Consider the following 20,256-nt stretch of genomic DNA (forward strand, 5'->3'; position numbering starts at 1 on the left):
TGGAGTAAATATGTCCGAACATCCTCAAGGACAAAAACATTGTTCATTTTGTGGTAAGACGCAATCTGAAGTTGGAAAATTGATTGCTGGTGAGGACGCATATATTTGTAATGAGTGTGTGGATGTCTGCTTGGACCTGGTGCAAACCAGTCAACAAGTTGAAGCAGGTGATTGGGCAACCAAGCCATTGCCAAAACCACACGAAATACGTGCTGCCTTGGATCAATATGTAATCGGGCAAGATGTTGCCAAGAAGACCTTGTCTGTTGCGGTCTATAACCACTATAAGCGTTTGAAAGTGGGCCAGTCGAATCATGGGCATCAGGATATTGAAATTGCGAAAAGTAATATTCTGCTGATCGGCCCGACCGGTTCAGGTAAAACCTTACTGGCACAAACGCTGGCACGTTTACTTGATGTACCGTTTGCGATGGCAGATGCAACCACCTTAACCGAAGCCGGTTATGTGGGTGAAGATGTGGAAAACATCGTGCAGAAGTTATTGCAAAAAGCCGATTACGATGTAGAGAAAGCGCAGAAAGGCATTATCTATATTGATGAGATTGATAAGATTACCCGTAAATCTGAAAATCCTTCAATTACCCGTGATGTGTCTGGCGAAGGCGTACAACAAGCATTATTAAAAATGATTGAAGGTACGGTTGCTTCTATTCCGCCACAAGGTGGTCGTAAGCATCCACAGCAGGAATTCATCCAGATTGATACTGCCAATATCCTGTTTATTTGTGGTGGTGCATTCTCTGGTCTGGAAAAAATCGTACAGCAACGTCAAGAGAAGGGCGGAATCGGTTTTACTGCGGATGTGAAGAATAAAGATGACAGTAAAAAAGTCTCTGAATTGTTCCGTCAGGTTGAAGCAACGGATCTGGTTAAATTCGGTTTGATTCCTGAATTTATTGGTCGTTTGCCCGTGATTGCCACTTTAGAAGAGCTGGATGAAGAAGCATTGATGCAGATTCTGACAGAGCCTAAAAATGCATTGACGCGTCAATACCAGTACCTGTTCACGATGGAAGATGTCGATCTGGTCTTTGATGAGTCTGCATTACGTGCAGTAGCGAAGAAAGCGCTGGATCGTAACACCGGTGCACGTGGTCTGCGTTCAATTCTGGAAAATGTCTTGCTTGAAACCATGTATGACTTACCAAGTCGTACTGATGTCGGTACCGTGATTGTGGATGAAGCGGTGATTAATGGTACGGCGAAGCCAACCTTTAAACCGGAACGTCTACCACAGACAGGTACACCCGAACTGATTGAAAAGAAGGATTTGAAGGTGGTCGATTCTAAATCGGCTTAATTCTCGTCCATCTGAAAAAGCATGAAAGGCTTGGCTTTTCATGCTTTTTTTATTTGCAATTGGGCAACGAGGTGTTAATCTTAAAATTGAAAAAAATCCGCATAGTTTTGCGTTGTTAAAAATAAATTCAAGAAAACGCCTTGAGGGATGTCATGCGTTATTTAATAGTGTCATTATGTTGTGCAGGGGTGCTCGCTGGCTGTCAAAGCCATAAAGCTGTTGAAGAAAAACCAACCGCACTGACTGCAACATTACCCCCTGTGGATACAGAAAAAGAACCAGGTTTATTTGATCAATATCATGTCGGCGGCTTTAGTGTGGGCGGCTGGGTCAATCAAAAATTAGGGCAGTATTTCGCGCCGGTTAAACCGCAAAATGAACAAGCGGCGGTGGTCTATTTATATCGTCCGGATACGCGCTGGAACCGTCAGGAAATTGCAGCAGCCAATTTATTTATTAACGGACACCGTATTCCAAGTCTATTGCATAATCACTATTACTGGCTTGAGCTACCCGCAGGGACCTATCGCCTGAGTGTGAGTCGACCATTGGCTGGACTGCATTTCCAAAAGCCGAAATATCTGGACATTACAGTTGATGCTGCTCAGACTTATTTCATCAAGTATGACGAAGAAAATAAAATTTCCCGTAGTGAACATACGGGACCATTTATGATCATGCCCGATAAAGTGGCACATCAGGAAATCGCCTTTACCCGGCTAAAATCATCCAGCTATAACTTTGTGGCACAAGATGCTTCAGGCAAGGTGCGTTCTAAGCCACAAGAGTTAAAACCAGCCAAGTATGATGCAAAGTCGGAAGTGCATCTGGTCAAGCCGTTTAAGCTATGGAACCCGTTGACCTGGTAATCATGACAATGACAACAGCCATTTATTCTTCCTGAATTAACGGCTTGATAATCGTCAGGAACTGCTCTTTAAGCTGTGAACTTTGTTGGGGATCGCTCAAGGTCTTTTGACTGATGTTATTCATGTATTGAAAAACATGAGTGGTGATTTGTAGGGTTTTCTGGTTAATCGACTGGCCTTCAGGTGTCTTTAAAAATTTTAAATAGGCTTGGACTTCTTCTTCACTAAGCGCATCGGCGTAGATTTTTTCAATCGCCTGAATGGTTTCAGGTCGGGCAAACATTTTTGCGCTGGTTTCTTTGAGTAGTTGACTCAGTTCCAGCACCGCAAGATGCTCCTGGGTGGTGGTGAGTTCATCTTTGCCCAGCACCCGTAACAGGATATTTTCAGCTTCAAGATCCAGTGTAGGCTGCATTTCATCCAGTGAAGTATTTAGGGCATGTTCAAGGTCACTGAGTTTGATCAGCTCTTTGATCGATTTGCTTTGTGCAGGAGATGCAAAGCTATGCTGGATATTGCCAAGTAAACTCAGACCAAGCAGCATGCTGAGTAAATATTTATTCATTTGCATTTCCTTATTCTTCTCATCTTTATAATCTAGCAGAAGCTTCAGGCAAAAAAATAGCCGAATACGATGATTCGGCTATGATTATTGTATGAGTATTATTTATGACGCAGCGGCATCAACCACTGGAATCTTGCCAATTTTAGCTTGCCAGATTTTTGGTGCAGTGGCATGGATTGAAGTACCATTCACATCAACCGCAACAGAGACCGGCATATCTTCAACCACGAACTTGTAGATGGCTTCCATACCTAAATCAGCAAAGGCCACCACTTCAGCTTCACGGACTGCTTTAGACACGAGGTAAGCAGCACCACCAACAGCCATCAAATAAGTTGCCTGATTGTCTTTGATTGCTTCAATTGCAGCAGGACCACGATCCGCTTTACCGATCATACCGAACAAGCCAGTTGCTTCTAGCACTTGACGGGTAAACTTGTCCATACGGGTAGCGGTTGTAGGGCCAGCAGGACCAACCACTTCATCACCCACAGGATCAACTGGACCCACGTAGTAAATGAATTTACCTTTTAGATCGACAGGAAGCTCTTCGCCATTGTTGAGCATGTCGACCATGCGCTTATGTGCAGCATCACGACCGGTATAAATCGTACCGTTCAACAATAATGTATCGCCTGGCTTCCAGGCATTCATTTCTTCTTGCGTAATGGTATCAAGGTTGACACGCTTCGATTGAGACGAATCCCAAGTCACAGCAGGGTAGTCTTCAAGTTTTGGTGCCTGAATATGTGCAACGCCTGAACCGTCTAACTGGAAGTGTGCATGACGAGTTGCAGCACAGTTTGGAATCATACCGACTGGCTTACCTGCTGCGTGGCATGGGTAATCCTTGATTTTAATATCAAGCACTGTGGTTAAACCACCAAGACCTTGTGCACCGATACCTAATGCATTCACTTTCTCGAAGATCTCGATACGGAGTTCTTCCATCTTGTTTTGTGGACCACGACGTAGTAATTCGTCCATGTTGATTTCTTCCATGAGTGCTTCTTTCGCAAGCATCATGGCTTTTTCGGCAGTACCACCGATACCGATACCGAGCATACCTGGTGGACACCAGCCTGCACCCATGGTTGGAACAGTTTTAAGTACCCAGTCCACGATTGAATCAGACGGATTCAGCATCGCAAGTTTAGATTTGTTTTCTGAACCGCCACCTTTTGCAGCCACGGTAATATCGACTTTATTCCCAGGTACGAGTTTGTAGTGGATGACGGCAGGGGTATTGTCTTTGGTATTCTTACGACCAAAAGCCGGATCTGCTAAAACTGAAGCACGTAGTACATTTGAGTTCTCTAAGTAACCTTGGCGTACGCCTTCGTTGACTGCATCATCCAGACTCATGGTTAAATCAAATTTAACGTCCAGGCCAACTTCAAGGAAAACGTTAACAATCCCTGTATCCTGACAGATTGGTCGGTGACCTTCAGCGCACATACGTGAGTTGATGAGGATCTGTGCAATAGCATCTTTTGCAGCTTTGTTTTCTTCACGATCATAGGCACGGCTCATCGCTTGGATAAAGTCTTGCGGGTGATAGTAAGAAATAAACTGCAGGGCATCCTTGATTGATGTAATCAAGTCATCTTGTTTGATGATCGTTGTCATATCAAATTTCTCTTGAGCGGGCGATTAGCTGGCGGGCTAAATTATATGACAAAAAGGAATGATTGTGGGAGTTTTAGCTTAGATTTGGCGAAAGGTCTAACAATGAAAACAGAACGTAAGAATATATCAGGAGTAATTTCTGTTTTAGTTTTTTCGGATTTGCGAAGGCGAATAGCCAAACTGCTTTTTAAAACGATTGCTAAAATGGCTACTGGAGCTAAAGCCATATTGGGTCGCAATTTCAGTCAAATTCAGACTGCTGCTGTGTAATGCCTGATGTGCCAGTTCAAGACGACGTTGCATCACATACTGATGCGGAGGCATCTGCATTGACTGTTTAAACATATGGGCAAAATGATACTCGCTGAGTTGTGCTTGCTGAGCCAGATCCGATAAGGTCAGACTTAAATGGAGATGTTGATCAATCCACTCTAGCAGATGTTTGAGGATATAAGGTGAGAGTCCCCCTTTAACTTCAGGCGCTTGCCATTGGGCATGACTGTAATTTTTGATCAGATGATTCAGTAATAGCGTGGTTGCGGTACTCATCTGCAAATGATTTTCACGTTCTCGCCAGGCACCATTCAGCAAAAAATGCCGATAGAGCATGGAAATTTGTGGGTCCGCCACAAAAATCTGCGGATTAAGGATGATCTGGCTGGGTTCACGATCCCAGACTTGTTCAGCCACGCGTTGTAAGTGTTGTTCGGTATAGTACAAATGTACAAATGTCAGTGGATCACGCAGATCCCAGGTCGATTCAAAATCCTGTGGCATCAGACACATCCGATCAGGTCCACCCCCATTGTGCCAGCCTTGCGCCGTCTTTTGATAGCTTTCATAACCTCCTTGAACATACATGCTTAAGGTATGGTGATTACTACAGACACTGACACGATCCTGATTGTTTTGCCACATGGCCAACTGCATACCCGAACCCAGTTCTACCGAGTCGAGCAATTGCGCTTTATATTGCTGTAATTGATCTAGAATCTGATATTTCATCTTCTATACGCAGTGCCAAATATGATCCAGTTAAGTGTAGAACGTTCAGCCAGTTTTGTCATCTGGTCAAAAAGTCTATAGAAAAACGCAAATCCATGATAAGCACCGCAAGATTGTGCAAGTACCTGGGTCATCAAATCTCGCAAAATAATCGTCCTAGTGATTAAGTTGGGTTTAAAAGAGATGAATGCGCTGTTATATGCTTTGGTGGTGGTGATTTGGGGAACCACATGGATTACCATTACCTTGCAACAACAAAGTGGAATTTCAGCCAATGTTGCGGTGTTCTGGCGTTTCTTTATCTCAGCACTGATCTTATTTGGTTTTATTGCGCTCAGCCGGAAATTGCAAAAGCTGGCAGCTAAAGATCACTTATTCTGTATGTTACAGGCCTGCTGTATTTTCGGCTTTAACTTTGTCTGTTTCTACTATGCGGTGCAATATATCAGCAGTGGTTTAGAAGCGGTCATTTTCTCGATGGCGGTGATTTTCAATACCCTTAATGCCCGATTATTTTTCTCTCAGCAGGTTTCTTCACGGTTTTATCCTGCCGCCTTACTTGGTGTGCTGGGGATTATTGCCCTATTCTGGCATGACGTGGTAGGCACCACTCTAAATCGCAATACCCTGATCGGTATCGGGCTATGTATCCTAGGCACCTATGGTTTCTCTTTGGGGAATATGATCAGTACCCGGCATCAGAAACATGGGCTGGATATTTTTACCACTAATGCCTATGCCATGTTGTATGGTTCATTATTGATGGCTTTGATCTCATGGTTTAAACAGGACAATTTTTTCCCGAGCATGTCCTTTAGTGCAGTCAGTGCGTTGCTGTATTTAGCAATCTTTGGCTCGGTGATCGGCTTCACTGCCTATTTCTTTCTGGTGGGGCGTATTGGTGCAGGCAAGGCGGCGTATAGTACTTTGCTGTTTCCTTTGGTGGCTTTGGTCATCTCGACGGTATGGGAAGGTTATCACTGGCAAATGAATGCTGTCATCGGGGTGATTTTGATTCTATGCGGTAATGCAATTTTCTTTGTGAAGGGGCCGCAGTTCAAAAGAATTGGGGTTTCAAAACGTGCTTAATTAAAACATCTACAATAAAAAGCCATCTACTCTTTATGGGTGTAGATGGCTTTTTTATGACTCTATAATCAATTTAATCTTGCTGTTTGGCCTGAATCGCGGTCAAGGCAATGGTAAACACAATATCATCTACCAATGCTCCACGGGACAAGTCATTCACGGGTTTGTTCAGACCTTGTAGCATCGGACCGACACTGACCACATTCGCTGCACGTTGCACCGCTTTATAGGTGGTATTGCCTGTATTCAGGTCCGGGAAGATAAACACATTGGCACGTCCCGCCACTTGAGAATCCGGCGCTTTCTGGCGACCGACGCTTTCGACTGAAGCGGCATCGTATTGTAATGGTCCATCGATCAATAAATCAGGGCGACGCTGTTGTGCAATTTTGGTGGCTTCAGCCACTTTCTCGACATCAGCCCCTGTACCCGAAGTTCCTGTCGAATAGCTGATCATGGCTATACGCGGATCAAGACCGAAGGCTTTAGCAGAATCAGCTGACTGAATGGCAATTTCAGCCAGTTGTTCGGCATCTGGATCCGGGTTAATGGCACAGTCACCATAGACATAGACTTCATCTGGCAACAGCATAAAGAAGATCGAGGACACCAGTGAATAGTTTGGTGCTGTCTTGATCAACTGAAATGCAGGGCGCACGGTATTGGCGGTGGTATGAATTGCGCCAGAAACCAGACCGTCAACTTGATCCAGCGCCAGCATCATGGTGCCAAGCACTACGGTATCTTGCAACTGTGCTTTGGCTTGTAAGGCATCCAGCTTGCCTTTACGCAGTTCCACCATCGGTTCAATATATTGGTCGCGGATGCGATCCGGATCAATAATTTCCAAGTCCTCGGGCAGTTGAATACCTCGTGCTTTTGCCACTTCCGCCACTGATTCCGGTTTTGCCAATAACACACATTGAGCAATACCACGTGTCTGGCAAATTACTGCGGCCTGTACGGTACGAGGTTCATCACCCTCAGGTAATACAATCCGTTTCTTAGCCGAAATCGATTTCTGTACCAGTTCATAGCGGAAAGCAGACGGTGACAGACGAGGGTGCAGATTGTTCTGGGTATGTTGATCAAGCCAGTGATTATCAATATGGCTGGACACAAAACGCGTCACTTGTTCGGCACGTTCGGTATCATCAATTGGAATTTCATTGCCAAAGCGATGCAGCAGTTGCGCCGTTTCCAAAGTGTCTAAGGGCGTGTGCAAAATAGGCAGGCCTTGTTTAATCGCACTTTGGCAAAATTCTAAAACATTGTCCGCAGGGGCTGCCTGTTCAGTTAAAACCAGACCCGCGAGCGGTGTACCATTGCTGCTGGCAAGGCTCGCTGCCAGGAGCGCATCGGTGCGTTGTGAGGCGCTAATGATCAGTTCACCTGCCACAAACTTATGCAGCTCTGATTCGATATTGGATGCAATTAAACTGGTATGCAGAATGCGACGTTGTTTGGCTTCACCTTGATGCAACCAGGTTCCTTTAATCACTGGGGCAATATCCAGACTACGCGGTACACTGAGAATATTACTGAAGGGCACCAGTCCAATAATTGGTAGGTCATTTGTGCCCATATAACGATTATAGCGTTGCAGTTCTAGGGCAAAGGCTTCGATGTGTTTGTCTAGGCGTAAGCTTGGGTCCAGCGTTACTGGAATTTCTGCGGTGCCTTCTGGAAGTCCTTTGGTGCGCATGAACAGCACGCCAGTGGTCCGCGCCGATGCGGCGCCGCCAAACTGGCGTAAATGGGCATCGACTTTTTCCGCTGTTTTACGAGGATCGGCCAGATCGGCAGTACTGACCAGAACCACTTGGGCATCGAGTGCTTGCGCGAGTGCTGCATTGATTTCGCTGGCAAAATGATCTTGCCCATTCGGCACTAGCCCTTCAACAATAATCACATCATGATTGGCGGCAATCTGGCGATGCAGTGCTACAGCTTCTTCCAGCAATTCATCGGTTTCGCCCAAGGCAATCAACTGGGTCAGTTTTTCATAGCTAATCGGTTCAACCGAAGGGTGTTGAAATAAATGATGGTAGAGCGTGGTGGTGCGATCTACAGGTGCATCGGCAATCTGTGAAAATGGCTTGAGGAAACCCGCATTGATCCCTTTACAGTCCAGCGCATAAATCATGCCTAAACAGGCAGAGGTTAAACCAACACCTTCCCCTGTAGGGATGAGTAAAATCGTATTCATACTGACTTGGTCACTCTTTTATATTTCTGAATAAATTAAGCGTTTGGCTCAATCACTTGACGGGTTTCTTTGGCAATACGGCCTTCTTCATCGGTTGGAATGACCCAGATTTGTGGACCCGTGCCATTATCAATACGGCCTTCGCTACCGCGTGCCAAAGCATCATTTTTCTCTTTGCTAAATTGCAAACCAAAGTGAGATAAATAGCCCAAGGTTTTTTCACGGACATAGGCTGAGTTTTCGCCAATACCGCCAGTGAAGACTAAACCATCCAGACGTGGCAGGCCACAACTTAAAGCAGATAAGGATTTGGCCAGACGATAGCAGAACACTTCAATCGCAAGCGTTGCATCTTCATGTCCATTTTCAGAGGCTTCTACCAAGGTGCGCATGTCATTGGATAAGCCCGACAAGCCCAGTAAACCGCTTTCTTTATTGAGCATGCTGTCAATTTTCTGGATATCCCAGCCCAGATTGCTGGCCAGGAACAGATGCAGACTTGGATCGACATCACCGCTGCGGGTACCCATGACCACGCCTTCAAGCGGGGTCATGCCCATAGAGGTATCGACACTATGCCCATTCCATACGGCACAGGTTGAGCTACCGTTACCTAAGTGGGCACTGAGCCAGCCCCCCTGATTCTTGTTGCCTGCCAGTTCGCTGGCACGTTCTGTGACATAGGCATGGCTGGTGCCGTGGAAGCCATAACGGCGCACTTGATGTTCGGTATATAAATATTTTGGCAGTGCATAACGATAAGCGTGTTCAGGCATGGTTTGATGGAACGCGGTATCAAAGACAGCAACCTGTGGCAGTTGCGGGAATAAGCGCATGGTAGCTTCAATCCCGATGAGGTGTGCCGGATTGTGTAAAGGGGCAAGCGGTGTCGCGGCTTCAATGCGTTCAACTAGTTCTGGGGTTAACAGCTCAGCTTTGGTGATATTGCCGCCATGCACCACACGGTGACCAATGGCTTGCGGATGATAGTTGGCTAAACGTGCTAACAAGGTTTCCAGTGCTTTGGCGTGATCTGCATAAGGAATTGAAAGTTCTAATGGTTCGCCACCCAGAGTAACCCCTTTAATACGGGCATCTGCTGCGCCCAGATTTTCTGCCAAACCATAAATACGATCTTCACGGCGTTCCGAGATCAGTGCGTATTTGATTGATGATGAACCACAGTTAATTACTAATACAGATATAGCCACGTTTGAACACCTAACAGATTTTAAATTTTATGATGAACACTCTGATCTTGCTGCAATGCATGAGCAGTGGAATCAAGCGCAATGTTTTAACATGGGATGTCATCTTGGCGAAGATAGACTTTAGCCTATACAACCCGTTTATAAATCAACCTAATCAGTATAGGCTGGAAATCATATCTTCTTTTAATTGATCTGTAGGTTTTATCATTATTTTTGTATGTAAGTATATAAAAACACGATAAAGATCAATTAAATGGCCTTTATCGTGTTGCTGTGTTGCAATAGGTGTTTCTATTATTGGCGGATTTGACCGTCGCCAAACACAATCCATTTTTGTGAGGTTAAACCCTCTAGGCCAACTGGGCCACGGGCATGGATTTTATCGGTTGAAATCCCGATTTCTGCACCTAAACCATATTCAAAACCATCGGCAAAGCGTGTAGACGCATTGATCATGACTGAGCTTGAATCAACACGTGCCAAGAACTCACGGGCTAGACTAAAGTTTTCGGTGATAATGGCATCGGTATGGTGTGAACCATACTTATTGATATGCTCAATCGCTTCATCCATACCTGTGACTACTTTGACTGCCAGAATTGGTCCGAGATATTCGGTATACCAGTCTTCCTCTGTGGCTGTTTTTACAGATACACCTAGGATACGTTGGGTTTCCGCACAGCCGCGTAGTTCAACCTGCTTTTCAGCATACAGCTCAGCAATTAGAGGGAGGAATTCTTCTGCAATCGCTTCATCAACCAGTAAGGTTTCCATGGCATTACATACGCCATAGCGATGGGTTTTGGCATTCAGGGCGATCGGCAAGGCCTTTTGCAAATCGGCCTGGGCTTCAACAAATACATGGCAATTGCCATCTAAATGTTTAATCACAGGAATACGGGCTTCATTGCTGATACGTTCAATCAGGCTTTTACCACCACGCGGCACGATCACATCGACAAACTCGGTCATGGTAATCAGATGGCCAACTGCGGCACGATCTGGGGTGTCAATCACCTGCACCGCATGCTCAGGCAAGCCTGAAACCTGTAAACCATGCTGGATCGCAGTGGCAATGGCCTTGTTAGACTCGAGCGCTTCCGAACCACCACGTAAAATAATTGCATTGCCAGATTTTAACGCCAGGGATGCGGCTTCAAGGGTTACATTCGGTCTTGATTCGTAAATCATCCCGATCACACCTAAAGGCACACGCATTTTACCCAACTGGATCCCCGATGGACGGTAAGCCAGGTCAGTAATTTCCCCAATCGGGTCCACCAGACCAATCACATCTTTTAAACCTTGCAGCATGCCTTTAAAGCGTGCCGGGGTAAGCTCTAGACGATCCAGCAGGGCGCTGTCCAGTTGACGCTGGCGACCATTGTCCATATCAATTTGATTGGCCGCTAAAATCTGGGCCTGATTATTTTCCAAAGCGGTATAGATCGCAGACAAGGCATGATTTTTCAAATGCGTTGAGGCACTGGTTAACATACGAGATGCCTGACGTGCCTGAGCACCGACCTGTTGCATATAATTTTGAATAGAGTCTTGCATAGCAGTTTGATATTTGCATGTATTTATAAAGATAGTAACAGTCAAAGGCTGAACAATGAATAGGCGAAACTGACAATTCAACAAATTATAAAACGTTAATTGGCGCAAAATTTTTTATTTTAGTGCGATGAAGATATTGAATCTAAAGCCAAGACTACATATTTTGCAAAAGATTATTCATTTAAACAAGATGAGTGGTTAAGGAAATGATTGCGTATAAAACGTGCATACGTATAGAATGAAAAAGTATAGGATAAATGTAATACAAATTTTATAAATTTGTTAACTTGCAAGAGCAAATCGCTGAAAATGAGATGCTTGCAACAGAAAAATAAACAAGGATGGAGGAAGGACATGAATTCCATTATCCAAATGGACTCGGATATAAATCATACCTACACAGGCTTTGGTTTTTTCGACATTTACAATAAAAACAGTTTTAAGCAGCCAGCACGTACCACGTGGATTGATGGCTGGAAAATTGAATATATGGCCATTGCAGATCCTAAAACGATCTATAACACGCCAATTGTAATTGTCGGGGGCGCATTTCAAAATTTTAACTCTTATAAGTATTGTGTTGAGCAACTCTTTGAGAGTGGTCCTGTGATTTTAATCGATTTACCTTCAATGGGCGCGAACCAGCAGATTCGTAATGTTGATACCGGTGAATCTGCCGGAATTCTGGAACTGCCTGATTTATCAAAAATGCTCGGTCAATGGCTGGATATTGTTGGAATCGATAAGGTTTCGATGATGGGGATGTCATTGGGGTCGGTGGTCGCTTCTTCATTTGCCGATCAACGTCCAGAACTGATTGACCGCATGGTGTTGATGGGAGTAATGCAAAAGACCCGTAAAAGCTGGCGTATGTTGCTGGAAGAGTCTTTGCATTTAATGCGTGAAGATCGTATGGAAGAGTTTGGTCAGGCGGTGATTCTCTATCTTGTCAATCATGCCAAACTGGACAAGACTCGCATGTCACCAACGGCCAAGCGTCTGTTCTTCAAACAGATGGCAGAGTTTAGTGCCACAGAGCGCGAGCGTTATGAAATTAACTGCAACCGTTTATTGCGTTTAAGCGATGTGCCGGTTCCGCAATGTAAGACCTTGGTTGCAGCGGGGCAATATGACAGCTTTACCTTGCCGCATGAAAATGCCGATTTTGCCTTGCAATGTCAGGATATGCAGTTTGCCCTGATTGCCAATGCAGATCATGTACCGCAATTGCAACGCCGTAAAGAAACCATGAATCTGTTTACTACCTTTTTAAAAGGGGAATCTATCGACAATCTGGATGGTATCATTCCGATGAACCGTGAACAGATGCAGCAGATGGAACGCCGTGGTGAAGAACGGATCGCAGTGTTACAACCCGAAAGTAAACTGACCCATCGTCATTTGAATACTGAAGCAGCGGTGAGCATTGTAGATATCACCTTCTTTGGCGTGTACTTAAAACTTCACCAGCTAGAGCAGCTTGATTTTGTCACGCAGCATCCACGTGACTTAGCCCTGCATTTAACAGATGAAGAAGGCGAGTTTAAAATTGAATGTTTAATCTTTGATGCAACTGAACAAGGACTGCGCATCTTGTTTAAACATGGCAGTTTTGATATCGCCGAGCGTTTGACCCGTTTTATTCAACGCCAGAAGCCAACTGAATAACACGTATTGTGGCATTAAAAAAAAGTGGCAATTTGCCACTTTCTTTTTGGCTGATGTTATTGATTGCTCGCCTGAATCATCCAGACCAGGTCTCCTAAATGTTGCTCTTTGTTTTCTAACGCGGTGTGCTCAAAAAATTGCTTCGGTTGTAGGACCTCAACCTGATGAAAACCGGCTTCCTGAAAAAAGTGTTCGACTTCAGCAGGAGTTTTAAAATGAAAACTAAAGGCACTGCGAGACATCCATTTCAGCAAGCGGCTGCTGTTCCAGATAATCGTCGCCAGTTTATTTTGGGTTGGTTCCGGATAGATATCGGTTAAATAGTGCAATGTTTTAAAGTCTTGACCATAGTGGGCAATCGCTTGAATGAGTTGTTGTAACAATGGTTTTTCAAAGTAGTTGATCAACCCTTCACTAATGACCACTAGTGGGCGTTTCGGATCAAAAATTTCAAATGCTGAAGCAAATGCTTCCGTAAACAGGTCTAGCGATAATACATCATCGCTATGACTTTCAATTTGCTGCAATGCCGCCTGTTTGGTGGCCGCCATATCCGGTAAATCTAGTTCACGATAGCTGATTTCAGGGTAATGTTGTCTAAACCACCAGCCACGTGGTGATAGGCCACAGGCAATTTCTAGCACTTGTAGATCAGGATGTTGTTCAATCAGTTTTTTTAAATGGCTATCCAGCATGCTGTGACGTTGTTTGAGTGTAGTACGCATGCTGCCACCGACATATTTTTCCGCCCAGCTTTCGATGGGATGGACTAGGGCGGCGAGTGTTTTGCCTTTTTTTGTTGCCAGCGCTGGATGTGAGATCCCCATTTGATACCAGATATAGCCTGTGTAGTGTGCAGTAAATGAAATATGGCGGTGTTTTGAAAGTTGTTGTGTCATCTGTCCTAGACTCTATTTTTTCCTAATTTAGATATAAAATTCATCTCTTTAAAATACAGAGTGCTTTGACTACATCTTGATTTAGGCTTGTTATTTACTATCGTGGGGCGGCATGGATGCCGCCGTTGGGCTGGGGTTACAAGGATGTACCCTCAGCCTAACAAAGGATTTTTGCTTACTTTTCATCCCTGAAAAGTAAGTCGAGCCGAAGGCCAAATCCTTTAATCAGATGAGCACTCGGCAAGATTCCATCGTGTGAATAGAACAATTAAAAATCTAATCAAAGTTAGAACGAATTCTTAAATTCTTCAATGACTTTTCTGACGTTATGCCAGTTTTCATCGTCTAACGTTAAGGTAGTACTGATTTGGATATTTGGAATCTTACCGCGCATACGTTCTAGGCGTTGCTGGTTTGGTAAAGGCAGTGACTGGATGCCTTCCAATGCGCTACACGCGGCAGCACGGTCATTACATACCAGTCCCATATCACAGCCTGCATTTAACGCGGCTTGAATACGGGCATCTGCACCGCCAGCGACGCAGGCAGCCTGCATACTCAAGTCGTCCGAGAAAAGTACGCCGTCAAATTTAAGTTGTTGACGTAAGATTTGTTGTAACCAGAAGGGTGAGAAACCTGCCGGATTTGGATCAACCTGATCATAGATCACGTGCGCAGGCATCAAGGCATCCAGCTGTGGCATCAGCTTGATAAAGCTTTGCATATCCTTGTCATAGATTTCCTGATATGAACGGCTGTCGATTGCTGCGGCAACATGTGAGTCGGCTTTGACGGAACCATGTCCTGGGAAGTGTTTACCTGTTGTCGCCATACCTGCTTTTTTCATACCGCGCATAAAGGCATCGGCAAGTGGAACGATGTCCTGCATATTTTTGGCAAAGCCGCGATCACCAATCACATCACTGACATCATTCAGGTCTAGAACGGGCGCAAAGCTGAAATCGATACCGACCGCCAATACTTCCGTTGCCATGAGCCAGCCGCATTGTTCAGCCAGCTCAACTGCCTGTTCAGGATGAGTGAGATAACGCTCGCCTAAGCGTCCCATGGCCGGTAACAAGGTAAAGCCCTGTCTTAAGCGCTGTACACGGCCACCTTCCTGATCGACAGCAATCAGAATTTCTGGACGGATCTGACGCATATGATCGGTTAGAGCACGGACCTGTTGAGGGGATTCAATGTTGCGCGCAAATAAAATCATGCCTCCGACTTGCGGAGCTTGTAATAGTTCAATATCTTCTTGGGTAAGTTCTGTGCCAGCAATATCTAGCATCAATGCGCCGATCATAAGGATTCCGTTTGAATTTTGATGAAAAAAACGATAGCTAAATTGTGCAATGATTTGCTACATTTTGTCAGTACAGAATATGATAAAACTACATGATATTGATGATAAGTGCTTATTGGTCATTTATTTATGACGACTAATCAGTACTGCAAGTTGATAAAGTATCGAATGAAATGTGTTCATATTGACAGTATCAGCGTGTAATAATTGCCATATCCAAGGAAGTACCAAAATTTTATGAAACTTCAAATGATAGCGTGTGCAGTTGCAATTGCGACTGGTGGTTTATTTTTCTCTCACACCATGAATGAGGCGTTTGCGGCGACAGAAACACCAGTGGTTTCAACCGTTATCAAGCCAACACAAGAACAAGCGCTCGTATCACGTCAGCTCGCAACCTTGGTTGATCGCCAGCATTATTTGAATATGCGTTTAGATGCAACCACGTCAAACCGTATTCTGGATATGTATCTCGACAGTCTTGATCCAGATCATTCATTATTTTTAAGCGGTGAAGTTGCAGACTATAAGAATAAGTATGGTTCCACTTTTGGTAGCTCATTAAAAGCCGGTAACTTAACCGGACCTTTTGCTATTCATGCGCAATATCGTGACCGTTTGAAACAGTTCTATGAGTTTATGTTGGCCGAATTGAAGAAGCCGCAGAACTTGAATCAGAAAGATGTCTATCTGGAAACCGATCGTGAAAAAGCGCCTTATTTCCAGACGGCTGCTGAACAACAGGCACATTGGCAGAAAATGCTGGTGTCACAGCTGATCAATCTGACCATTAGCAAAGAAGAAGAACAGGCCAAGCAGAAAGCATTAAAGGCAGATCCATCACTTGCCAATGGTCAGGACTTGACTGGCCCAGAAGATTTAACCCCGGTTCAGACTTTAACCAAGCGCTATACCCGTCAGTTGGAACGTATTGGTCGGGTCAAGAGTGATGATGTCCTCGACAAAACCCTGAATGCGATGATGGCGACCTATGATCCACATAGTAACTATTATCCGCCCATTGATGCGATGGAGTTGAATCGTCAAACCACCTTGCAACTTGAGGGCATTGGGGTTTCGATCCGTCCAGAACGCGGCAATGAAGATTACACCAAGATCGAGACCATCGTTGAGGGTGGTCCGGCAAGTAAATCAGGCCAGGTCAAATCAGGTGACCGCATCATTGGTGTCGCTCAAGACGGCGATAAAATGGTGGATGTGATCGGCTGGCCGAGCTCGGAAATTGTGGGCTTGATTCGTGGTAAACGTGGTACCAAGGTGGTAGTACGTCTACTAGGTGCAGGGGCACCGATGAGTCAGGCGCGTAATGTCACTTTAACGCGCGACATTATTCAGGAAGAAGATGCCGGTGTTCGTTCGCGTACGGTTGAAATCACCCGCGATGGTAAAAAACACCTATTTGGCGTACTTGAAATTCCTTCGTTCTACTTTGATTATCGCTCACGTCGTGCGGGAACCGAGTACCGTTCAGTCTCAGAAGATACGGCTAAAGCGCTGGAATCATTGAAAGCACAGAAAGTAGAAGGGGTGCTGGTGGACTTGCGTAATGACCCAGGTGGTTCTTTGGAAGAAGTTGCGCGTATGCTGGGTCAGGTGATCAAGTCAGGGCCAGTGGTACAGATCCGTGATGGCAATGGCAATGTCAATGTCTTTGAAGATACCGATGGCGGCGAGCAGCTTTATGCCGGCCCGATGGCGGTATTGGTCAACTTGGCATCGGCTTCTGCCAGCGAAATCTATTCTGCTGCGATTCAGGACTATGAGCGTGGCATCATTATCGGTAGCACGACTACAGGTAAAGGTACGGCTCAGGTGCAACTGGATTCACTTGCTTATGGCCAGGCAACGCTGACACAGCGTAAGTTCTACCGTATTACCGGTGGAAGTACGCAAAATAAAGGTGTAATCCCGGATATCAAACTGGTGGATATCTACAATGAGGAGTTTGGTGAGCGTAAAGCCAAAAATGCCTTGAAGTGGGACACCATTCCAACCGCACCATTTAAGCGTGAAGGTTCAGTTCAACCGTATATTGCCAAGTTAACGGAAACATCTCAGCAACGTGTTGCCGCAGATTCACAGTTCAAGTATTTAGAAGCGCGCAAAGCGATTGCCAAGAAAACCTCTGATCAGAAGAAAGTGGTACTGGATATCAATCAGCGCCGTGCTGAACTGATTGATCTGGAAAAACAAACCTTGAATGCTGAAAACCAGCGTCGTGCGGCAACAGGGCAGGCACCTTATGCTAACTGGGAAAGTTATCAGGCTTCAATTGACGCCTTGGTTGAATCACGGGCCAAGATGAAAGCGCATTTACGTCCGCCATTGCCTGAAGAAGAAACCTTTATTACAGAAGCGGCAAATGTCCTTTTAGATTATGCCAAGCTGCAAAATCGTTAAGTTGATATGGTTCTAAATAAAAAGCCCTGTTTGATACAGGGCTTTTTATTGCTGTTTTGATGGTGATTTCAATCTGGACGTATAGATGTCAGTATCATCGGATGCTGGCGTAATTTGATGGTTCTAAATCTTAAATAGAATAAGCATCCTTATCCATTTTTCAGTATAAAGACGCTTTGGGCTTAAATGACCAGCGCAGTGTCGCTGCATGATCCGGTTAATCTTTTCTACCTGTTTTAGCAACAAGCGCTACTCAGTGCGTATCCAGATTTGAGTACGACCCAGCGCAGAAATCCCCAGATAACCACGTAAATGCAGACGTTTGCCATTGGCGCTTAATTTGGCTTTCATGCTGTAAATCTTGCCTGTATTCGGGTCCAGAATACGTCCACTGGTATAGTTAAGACCTTCACTATGTTTTAAGCCTGTCAACACATCCAGTCCGATAATCGGTTTATTGGTATAGGGCGCGGGGCAGTCCACACAGATTTCCTTGGGTACATAACCTGTCCGTGGGGTAATTTTCACAACTTTACCTGTATAGGTGCCATTGGCCTCTTGGCGAATTTCAACGATCCCTTTTGGTGCACCTGTTTTATCATCGATACTTTGCCAGAGACCAGTGATGTCTTGGGCAAAGCTAAAGCTGCTGATCATGGTTAAAAATAAAATACTGATTAAGCTTTTACTCATTATTAAAAATCCGTTTAACACTCATTTTTATTATGTAGGATATCTAATAAGCGATTCAATCATTATTTTACATTTGTATATTAATATTTGAAAATTCAATGGTTTTTAATTTTTTGATTAAAAAAGCCTCTCCATTTTAAAATAATGAAGAGGCTTTTTAAATTTATTTAAATATACGTCGGGCCGTTTGATGCTCCCTACAAATATTTACTCTGCCCGAATCCAGATCTGATTCCGGCCTAATGCAGAAACACCCAAATAACCGCGTAAATGCAGACGTTTACCGTTGGCACTGAGTTTGGCTTTCATACTGTAAATTTTACCTGTATTCGGATCGAGAATCCGGCCATGGGTATAATTCGAACCATCACTGTATTTTAAGCCGGTGACCACATCCAGACCGACAATCGGTTTGTTGGTGTAGGGTGCAGGGCAATCTACACAGGTTTCTTTAGGTGTATAGCCAGTACGTGGTGTTATTTTTACAACTTTTCCGGCATAGGTGCCATTCGATTCTTTACGAATTTCCACCAGTGCCTTCGGTGCCCCGGTTTTGTCATCAATACTTTGCCAGAGCCCCGTAATATCCTCTGCAAAAGTAAAACTGCTGATTGCAGTCAAGCATAACGCCCCGATTAATTTTTTCCCCATTATTAAAAATCCTTTTAATATTCAAGCATTCATTATGAAGGATTTTTGACAACCAGTTCAACCTTTAACTGATATTTGTGGCAAATTTTAAGATAAAGATAAAATAAAAGTCGGCAGCCAGATTGCGGTAAATACGCCATTCACAGCCATACCAAATGCAGCATATCGGCCCGCAACAGGTCCACGTTGCCATGCCTGTGCAGTACCAATGGCATGTGCTGCCAGACCTAGGGCCAGGCCCGAAGCACGTTCATCATGGATATGTTTTAAGATGAATGGTGAGAATGCAGCTCCAATCACACCGGATAGAATCACAATCAGGGTTACCATCATTAAAGGGGCATGTAGCAAGGTTGCAATATTCAGCGCAATTGGCGTGGTTACAGCACGGGTAGCAAATGCCAGAATGGTCGGCTCGGACATATGCAGTAAATACGCTAGCCCCATTGGTAAAGCCACTGCACTGATACTTGCGAAACACAAGATACCGATCATGGATTTAAGCGGTAAGTCATCATAGCGCATCGCAGCCAAAGGAATCGCCAAAGCCACGGTGACATAGCCGAGCAGGTGATTAAAAACGTTATTCACATGATCCATGTACTGCTGATAGGGAATCCCGAAAATGGCTAAGAACGCGATGACAATAAACATGCCGAAAACGATTAAGGGAATCTGTGGAAATTTCTGATTCAGCGGTTTGGCCAGAAGATAACTGATCAAGGTAATGATAAAGCCATAGATAACCATAGACATCGATCAGCTCCTTATAACCAACGCTTCGCCATTTTGGCATAGATCCATAATGGCAATAATGTACTGAATGTTAAAATAAATAGAAAGGCAGGAATTTCCTTGCCCATATGCACCAGCATGATTAATGAACCGGCACAGATGGGCAAAAAGGCAAACGCACTTTCTTTCAAGATTTTATTGTTGGTATCAATCAGACGATTGGAGATTTTTTTAAAGCGTCGCCAGATCAATAAGGTCATTAACAGACTAATTAGCCCGATCAGATTGCCCAGTTCGGGATGACCAAAAGCCGTTGTGATCGCGACAGCTCCTTCACGATAGCCAATAATTAATAAAATCGTGCCAAACCAAGCTGTCCAATCAATATTCTTCATTTTATTTGTTACTCTCGTTAATCTAAA

General features: G+C 44.5%; 17 protein-coding genes. 5 read left to right on the forward strand and 12 right to left on the reverse strand.

Features of this window, described 5'->3' with window-relative positions; genetic code table 11:
- The first annotated feature begins 10 nt into the window (after positions 1-10).
- Together clpX and JO943_RS08625 are read left to right on the forward strand one after the other, a co-directional pair.
- A complete protein-coding gene (gene clpX, locus JO943_RS08620) occupies positions 11-1,321 on the forward strand; it encodes an ATP-dependent Clp protease ATP-binding subunit ClpX (protein WP_005227324.1) in 1,311 nt (436 codons plus the stop codon).
- A 152-nt stretch (positions 1,322-1,473) separates the two neighbouring features.
- Complete coding sequence (locus JO943_RS08625; protein WP_005227323.1) at positions 1,474-2,190, forward strand: DUF2846 domain-containing protein; 717 nt, start codon at positions 1,474-1,476, stop codon at positions 2,188-2,190.
- 22 nt (positions 2,191-2,212) lie between these two features.
- Here the strand turns inward: JO943_RS08625 and JO943_RS08630 are convergent, their stop codons facing one another.
- The 3 genes from JO943_RS08630 to JO943_RS08640 form a co-directional block, all read right to left on the reverse strand.
- Complete coding sequence (locus JO943_RS08630) at positions 2,213-2,755, reverse strand: DUF2059 domain-containing protein (RefSeq protein WP_005227322.1); 543 nt, start codon at positions 2,753-2,755, stop codon at positions 2,213-2,215.
- Positions 2,756-2,857: 102 nt separating this feature from the next.
- Positions 2,858-4,384 (reverse strand): fumarate hydratase, encoded by a 1,527-nt coding sequence (locus JO943_RS08635; RefSeq protein WP_005227321.1) that lies wholly within the window; start codon positions 4,382-4,384, stop codon positions 2,858-2,860.
- Positions 4,385-4,528: 144 nt separating this feature from the next.
- Positions 4,529-5,389 (reverse strand): AraC family transcriptional regulator, encoded by an 861-nt coding sequence (locus JO943_RS08640; RefSeq protein ID WP_005227320.1) that lies wholly within the window; start codon positions 5,387-5,389, stop codon positions 4,529-4,531.
- Positions 5,390-5,572: 183 nt separating this feature from the next.
- Here JO943_RS08640 and JO943_RS08645 point away from each other — a divergent pair, with 183 nt between their 5' ends.
- Entirely contained in the window at positions 5,573-6,478 is a 906-nt protein-coding gene (locus JO943_RS08645; RefSeq protein WP_202740513.1) for a DMT family transporter, read from the forward strand.
- 73 nt (positions 6,479-6,551) lie between these two features.
- On the opposite strand, the gene pta is transcribed toward JO943_RS08645, so the two are convergent.
- From pta to JO943_RS08660, 3 genes are all read right to left on the reverse strand, one after another.
- Entirely contained in the window at positions 6,552-8,687 is a 2,136-nt protein-coding gene (pta, locus tag JO943_RS08650; RefSeq protein WP_202740514.1) for a phosphate acetyltransferase, read from the reverse strand.
- A gap of 35 nt (positions 8,688-8,722) precedes the next feature.
- Positions 8,723-9,898: an acetate/propionate family kinase gene (locus JO943_RS08655; RefSeq protein ID WP_005283146.1), complete on the reverse strand. Its 1,176-nt coding sequence runs from the start codon at positions 9,896-9,898 to the stop codon at positions 8,723-8,725.
- Between the two features lie 294 nt (positions 9,899-10,192).
- Entirely contained in the window at positions 10,193-11,458 is a 1,266-nt protein-coding gene (locus JO943_RS08660; protein WP_005227310.1) for a glutamate-5-semialdehyde dehydrogenase, read from the reverse strand.
- A gap of 354 nt (positions 11,459-11,812) precedes the next feature.
- Here JO943_RS08660 and JO943_RS08665 point away from each other — a divergent pair, with 354 nt between their 5' ends.
- Positions 11,813-13,126 carry an alpha/beta fold hydrolase gene (locus JO943_RS08665; protein WP_202740515.1) on the forward strand — a complete coding sequence of 438 codons (1,314 nt, stop codon included), beginning with the start codon at positions 11,813-11,815 and terminating at the stop codon, positions 13,124-13,126.
- 56 nt (positions 13,127-13,182) lie between these two features.
- Here the strand turns inward: JO943_RS08665 and JO943_RS08670 are convergent, their stop codons facing one another.
- Both JO943_RS08670 and nagZ read right to left on the reverse strand, forming a co-directional pair.
- Entirely contained in the window at positions 13,183-14,025 is an 843-nt protein-coding gene (locus JO943_RS08670; protein ID WP_202740516.1) for a class I SAM-dependent methyltransferase, read from the reverse strand.
- Positions 14,026-14,311: 286 nt separating this feature from the next.
- Positions 14,312-15,334, reverse strand: a complete 1,023-nt coding sequence (nagZ, locus tag JO943_RS08675) for a beta-N-acetylhexosaminidase (protein WP_202740517.1) — start codon at positions 15,332-15,334, stop codon at positions 14,312-14,314.
- A gap of 237 nt (positions 15,335-15,571) precedes the next feature.
- Between nagZ and JO943_RS08680 the strand changes: the two genes are divergently transcribed.
- Entirely contained in the window at positions 15,572-17,755 is a 2,184-nt protein-coding gene (locus JO943_RS08680) for a carboxy terminal-processing peptidase (protein WP_032868718.1), read from the forward strand.
- Between the two features lie 249 nt (positions 17,756-18,004).
- Here the strand turns inward: JO943_RS08680 and JO943_RS08685 are convergent, their stop codons facing one another.
- The 4 genes from JO943_RS08685 to JO943_RS08700 form a co-directional block, all read right to left on the reverse strand.
- A complete protein-coding gene (locus JO943_RS08685; protein WP_227556583.1) occupies positions 18,005-18,448 on the reverse strand; it encodes a DUF2147 domain-containing protein in 444 nt (147 codons plus the stop codon).
- Positions 18,449-18,655: 207 nt separating this feature from the next.
- Positions 18,656-19,099, reverse strand: coding sequence for a DUF2147 domain-containing protein (locus JO943_RS08690; protein ID WP_005227299.1), 444 nt, complete (start codon positions 19,097-19,099; stop codon positions 18,656-18,658).
- An 87-nt stretch (positions 19,100-19,186) separates the two neighbouring features.
- Positions 19,187-19,855 (reverse strand): LrgB family protein, encoded by a 669-nt coding sequence (locus tag JO943_RS08695; RefSeq protein ID WP_032868720.1) that lies wholly within the window; start codon positions 19,853-19,855, stop codon positions 19,187-19,189.
- Between the two features lie 11 nt (positions 19,856-19,866).
- Positions 19,867-20,229 carry a hypothetical protein gene (locus JO943_RS08700; protein ID WP_202740518.1) on the reverse strand — a complete coding sequence of 121 codons (363 nt, stop codon included), beginning with the start codon at positions 20,227-20,229 and terminating at the stop codon, positions 19,867-19,869.
- Between the last annotated feature and the right edge of the window lie 27 nt (positions 20,230-20,256).

This window comes from Acinetobacter sp. 'aerobic (ED)', from assembly GCF_904886855.1.
Lineage (GTDB): Bacteria > Pseudomonadota > Gammaproteobacteria > Pseudomonadales > Moraxellaceae > Acinetobacter > Acinetobacter courvalinii.

Excerpts from the sequence above, each read along its gene's own strand:
- JO943_RS08695 (WP_032868720.1), bottom strand. The coding sequence starts at position 19,855 with ATGTCTATGGTTATCTATGGCTTTATCATTACCTTGATCAGTTATCTT.
- JO943_RS08685 (WP_227556583.1), bottom strand. The coding sequence starts at position 18,448 with ATGAGTAAAAGCTTAATCAGTATTTTATTTTTAACCATGATCAGCAGC.
- clpX (WP_005227324.1), top strand. The coding sequence starts at position 11 with ATGTCCGAACATCCTCAAGGACAAAAACATTGTTCATTTTGTGGTAAG.
- nagZ (WP_202740517.1), bottom strand. The coding sequence starts at position 15,334 with ATGATCGGCGCATTGATGCTAGATATTGCTGGCACAGAACTTACCCAA.
- JO943_RS08700 (WP_202740518.1), bottom strand. The coding sequence starts at position 20,229 with ATGAAGAATATTGATTGGACAGCTTGGTTTGGCACGATTTTATTAATT.
- JO943_RS08660 (WP_005227310.1), bottom strand. The coding sequence starts at position 11,458 with ATGCAAGACTCTATTCAAAATTATATGCAACAGGTCGGTGCTCAGGCA.
- pta (WP_202740514.1), bottom strand. The coding sequence starts at position 8,687 with ATGAATACGATTTTACTCATCCCTACAGGGGAAGGTGTTGGTTTAACC.
- JO943_RS08645 (WP_202740513.1), top strand. The coding sequence starts at position 5,573 with ATGAATGCGCTGTTATATGCTTTGGTGGTGGTGATTTGGGGAACCACA.
- JO943_RS08690 (WP_005227299.1), bottom strand. The coding sequence starts at position 19,099 with ATGGGGAAAAAATTAATCGGGGCGTTATGCTTGACTGCAATCAGCAGT.
- JO943_RS08625 (WP_005227323.1), top strand. The coding sequence starts at position 1,474 with ATGCGTTATTTAATAGTGTCATTATGTTGTGCAGGGGTGCTCGCTGGC.
- JO943_RS08670 (WP_202740516.1), bottom strand. The coding sequence starts at position 14,025 with ATGACACAACAACTTTCAAAACACCGCCATATTTCATTTACTGCACAC.
- JO943_RS08630 (WP_005227322.1), bottom strand. The coding sequence starts at position 2,755 with ATGAATAAATATTTACTCAGCATGCTGCTTGGTCTGAGTTTACTTGGC.
- JO943_RS08665 (WP_202740515.1), top strand. The coding sequence starts at position 11,813 with ATGAATTCCATTATCCAAATGGACTCGGATATAAATCATACCTACACA.
- JO943_RS08680 (WP_032868718.1), top strand. The coding sequence starts at position 15,572 with ATGAAACTTCAAATGATAGCGTGTGCAGTTGCAATTGCGACTGGTGGT.
- JO943_RS08635 (WP_005227321.1), bottom strand. The coding sequence starts at position 4,384 with ATGACAACGATCATCAAACAAGATGACTTGATTACATCAATCAAGGAT.
- JO943_RS08640 (WP_005227320.1), bottom strand. The coding sequence starts at position 5,389 with ATGAAATATCAGATTCTAGATCAATTACAGCAATATAAAGCGCAATTG.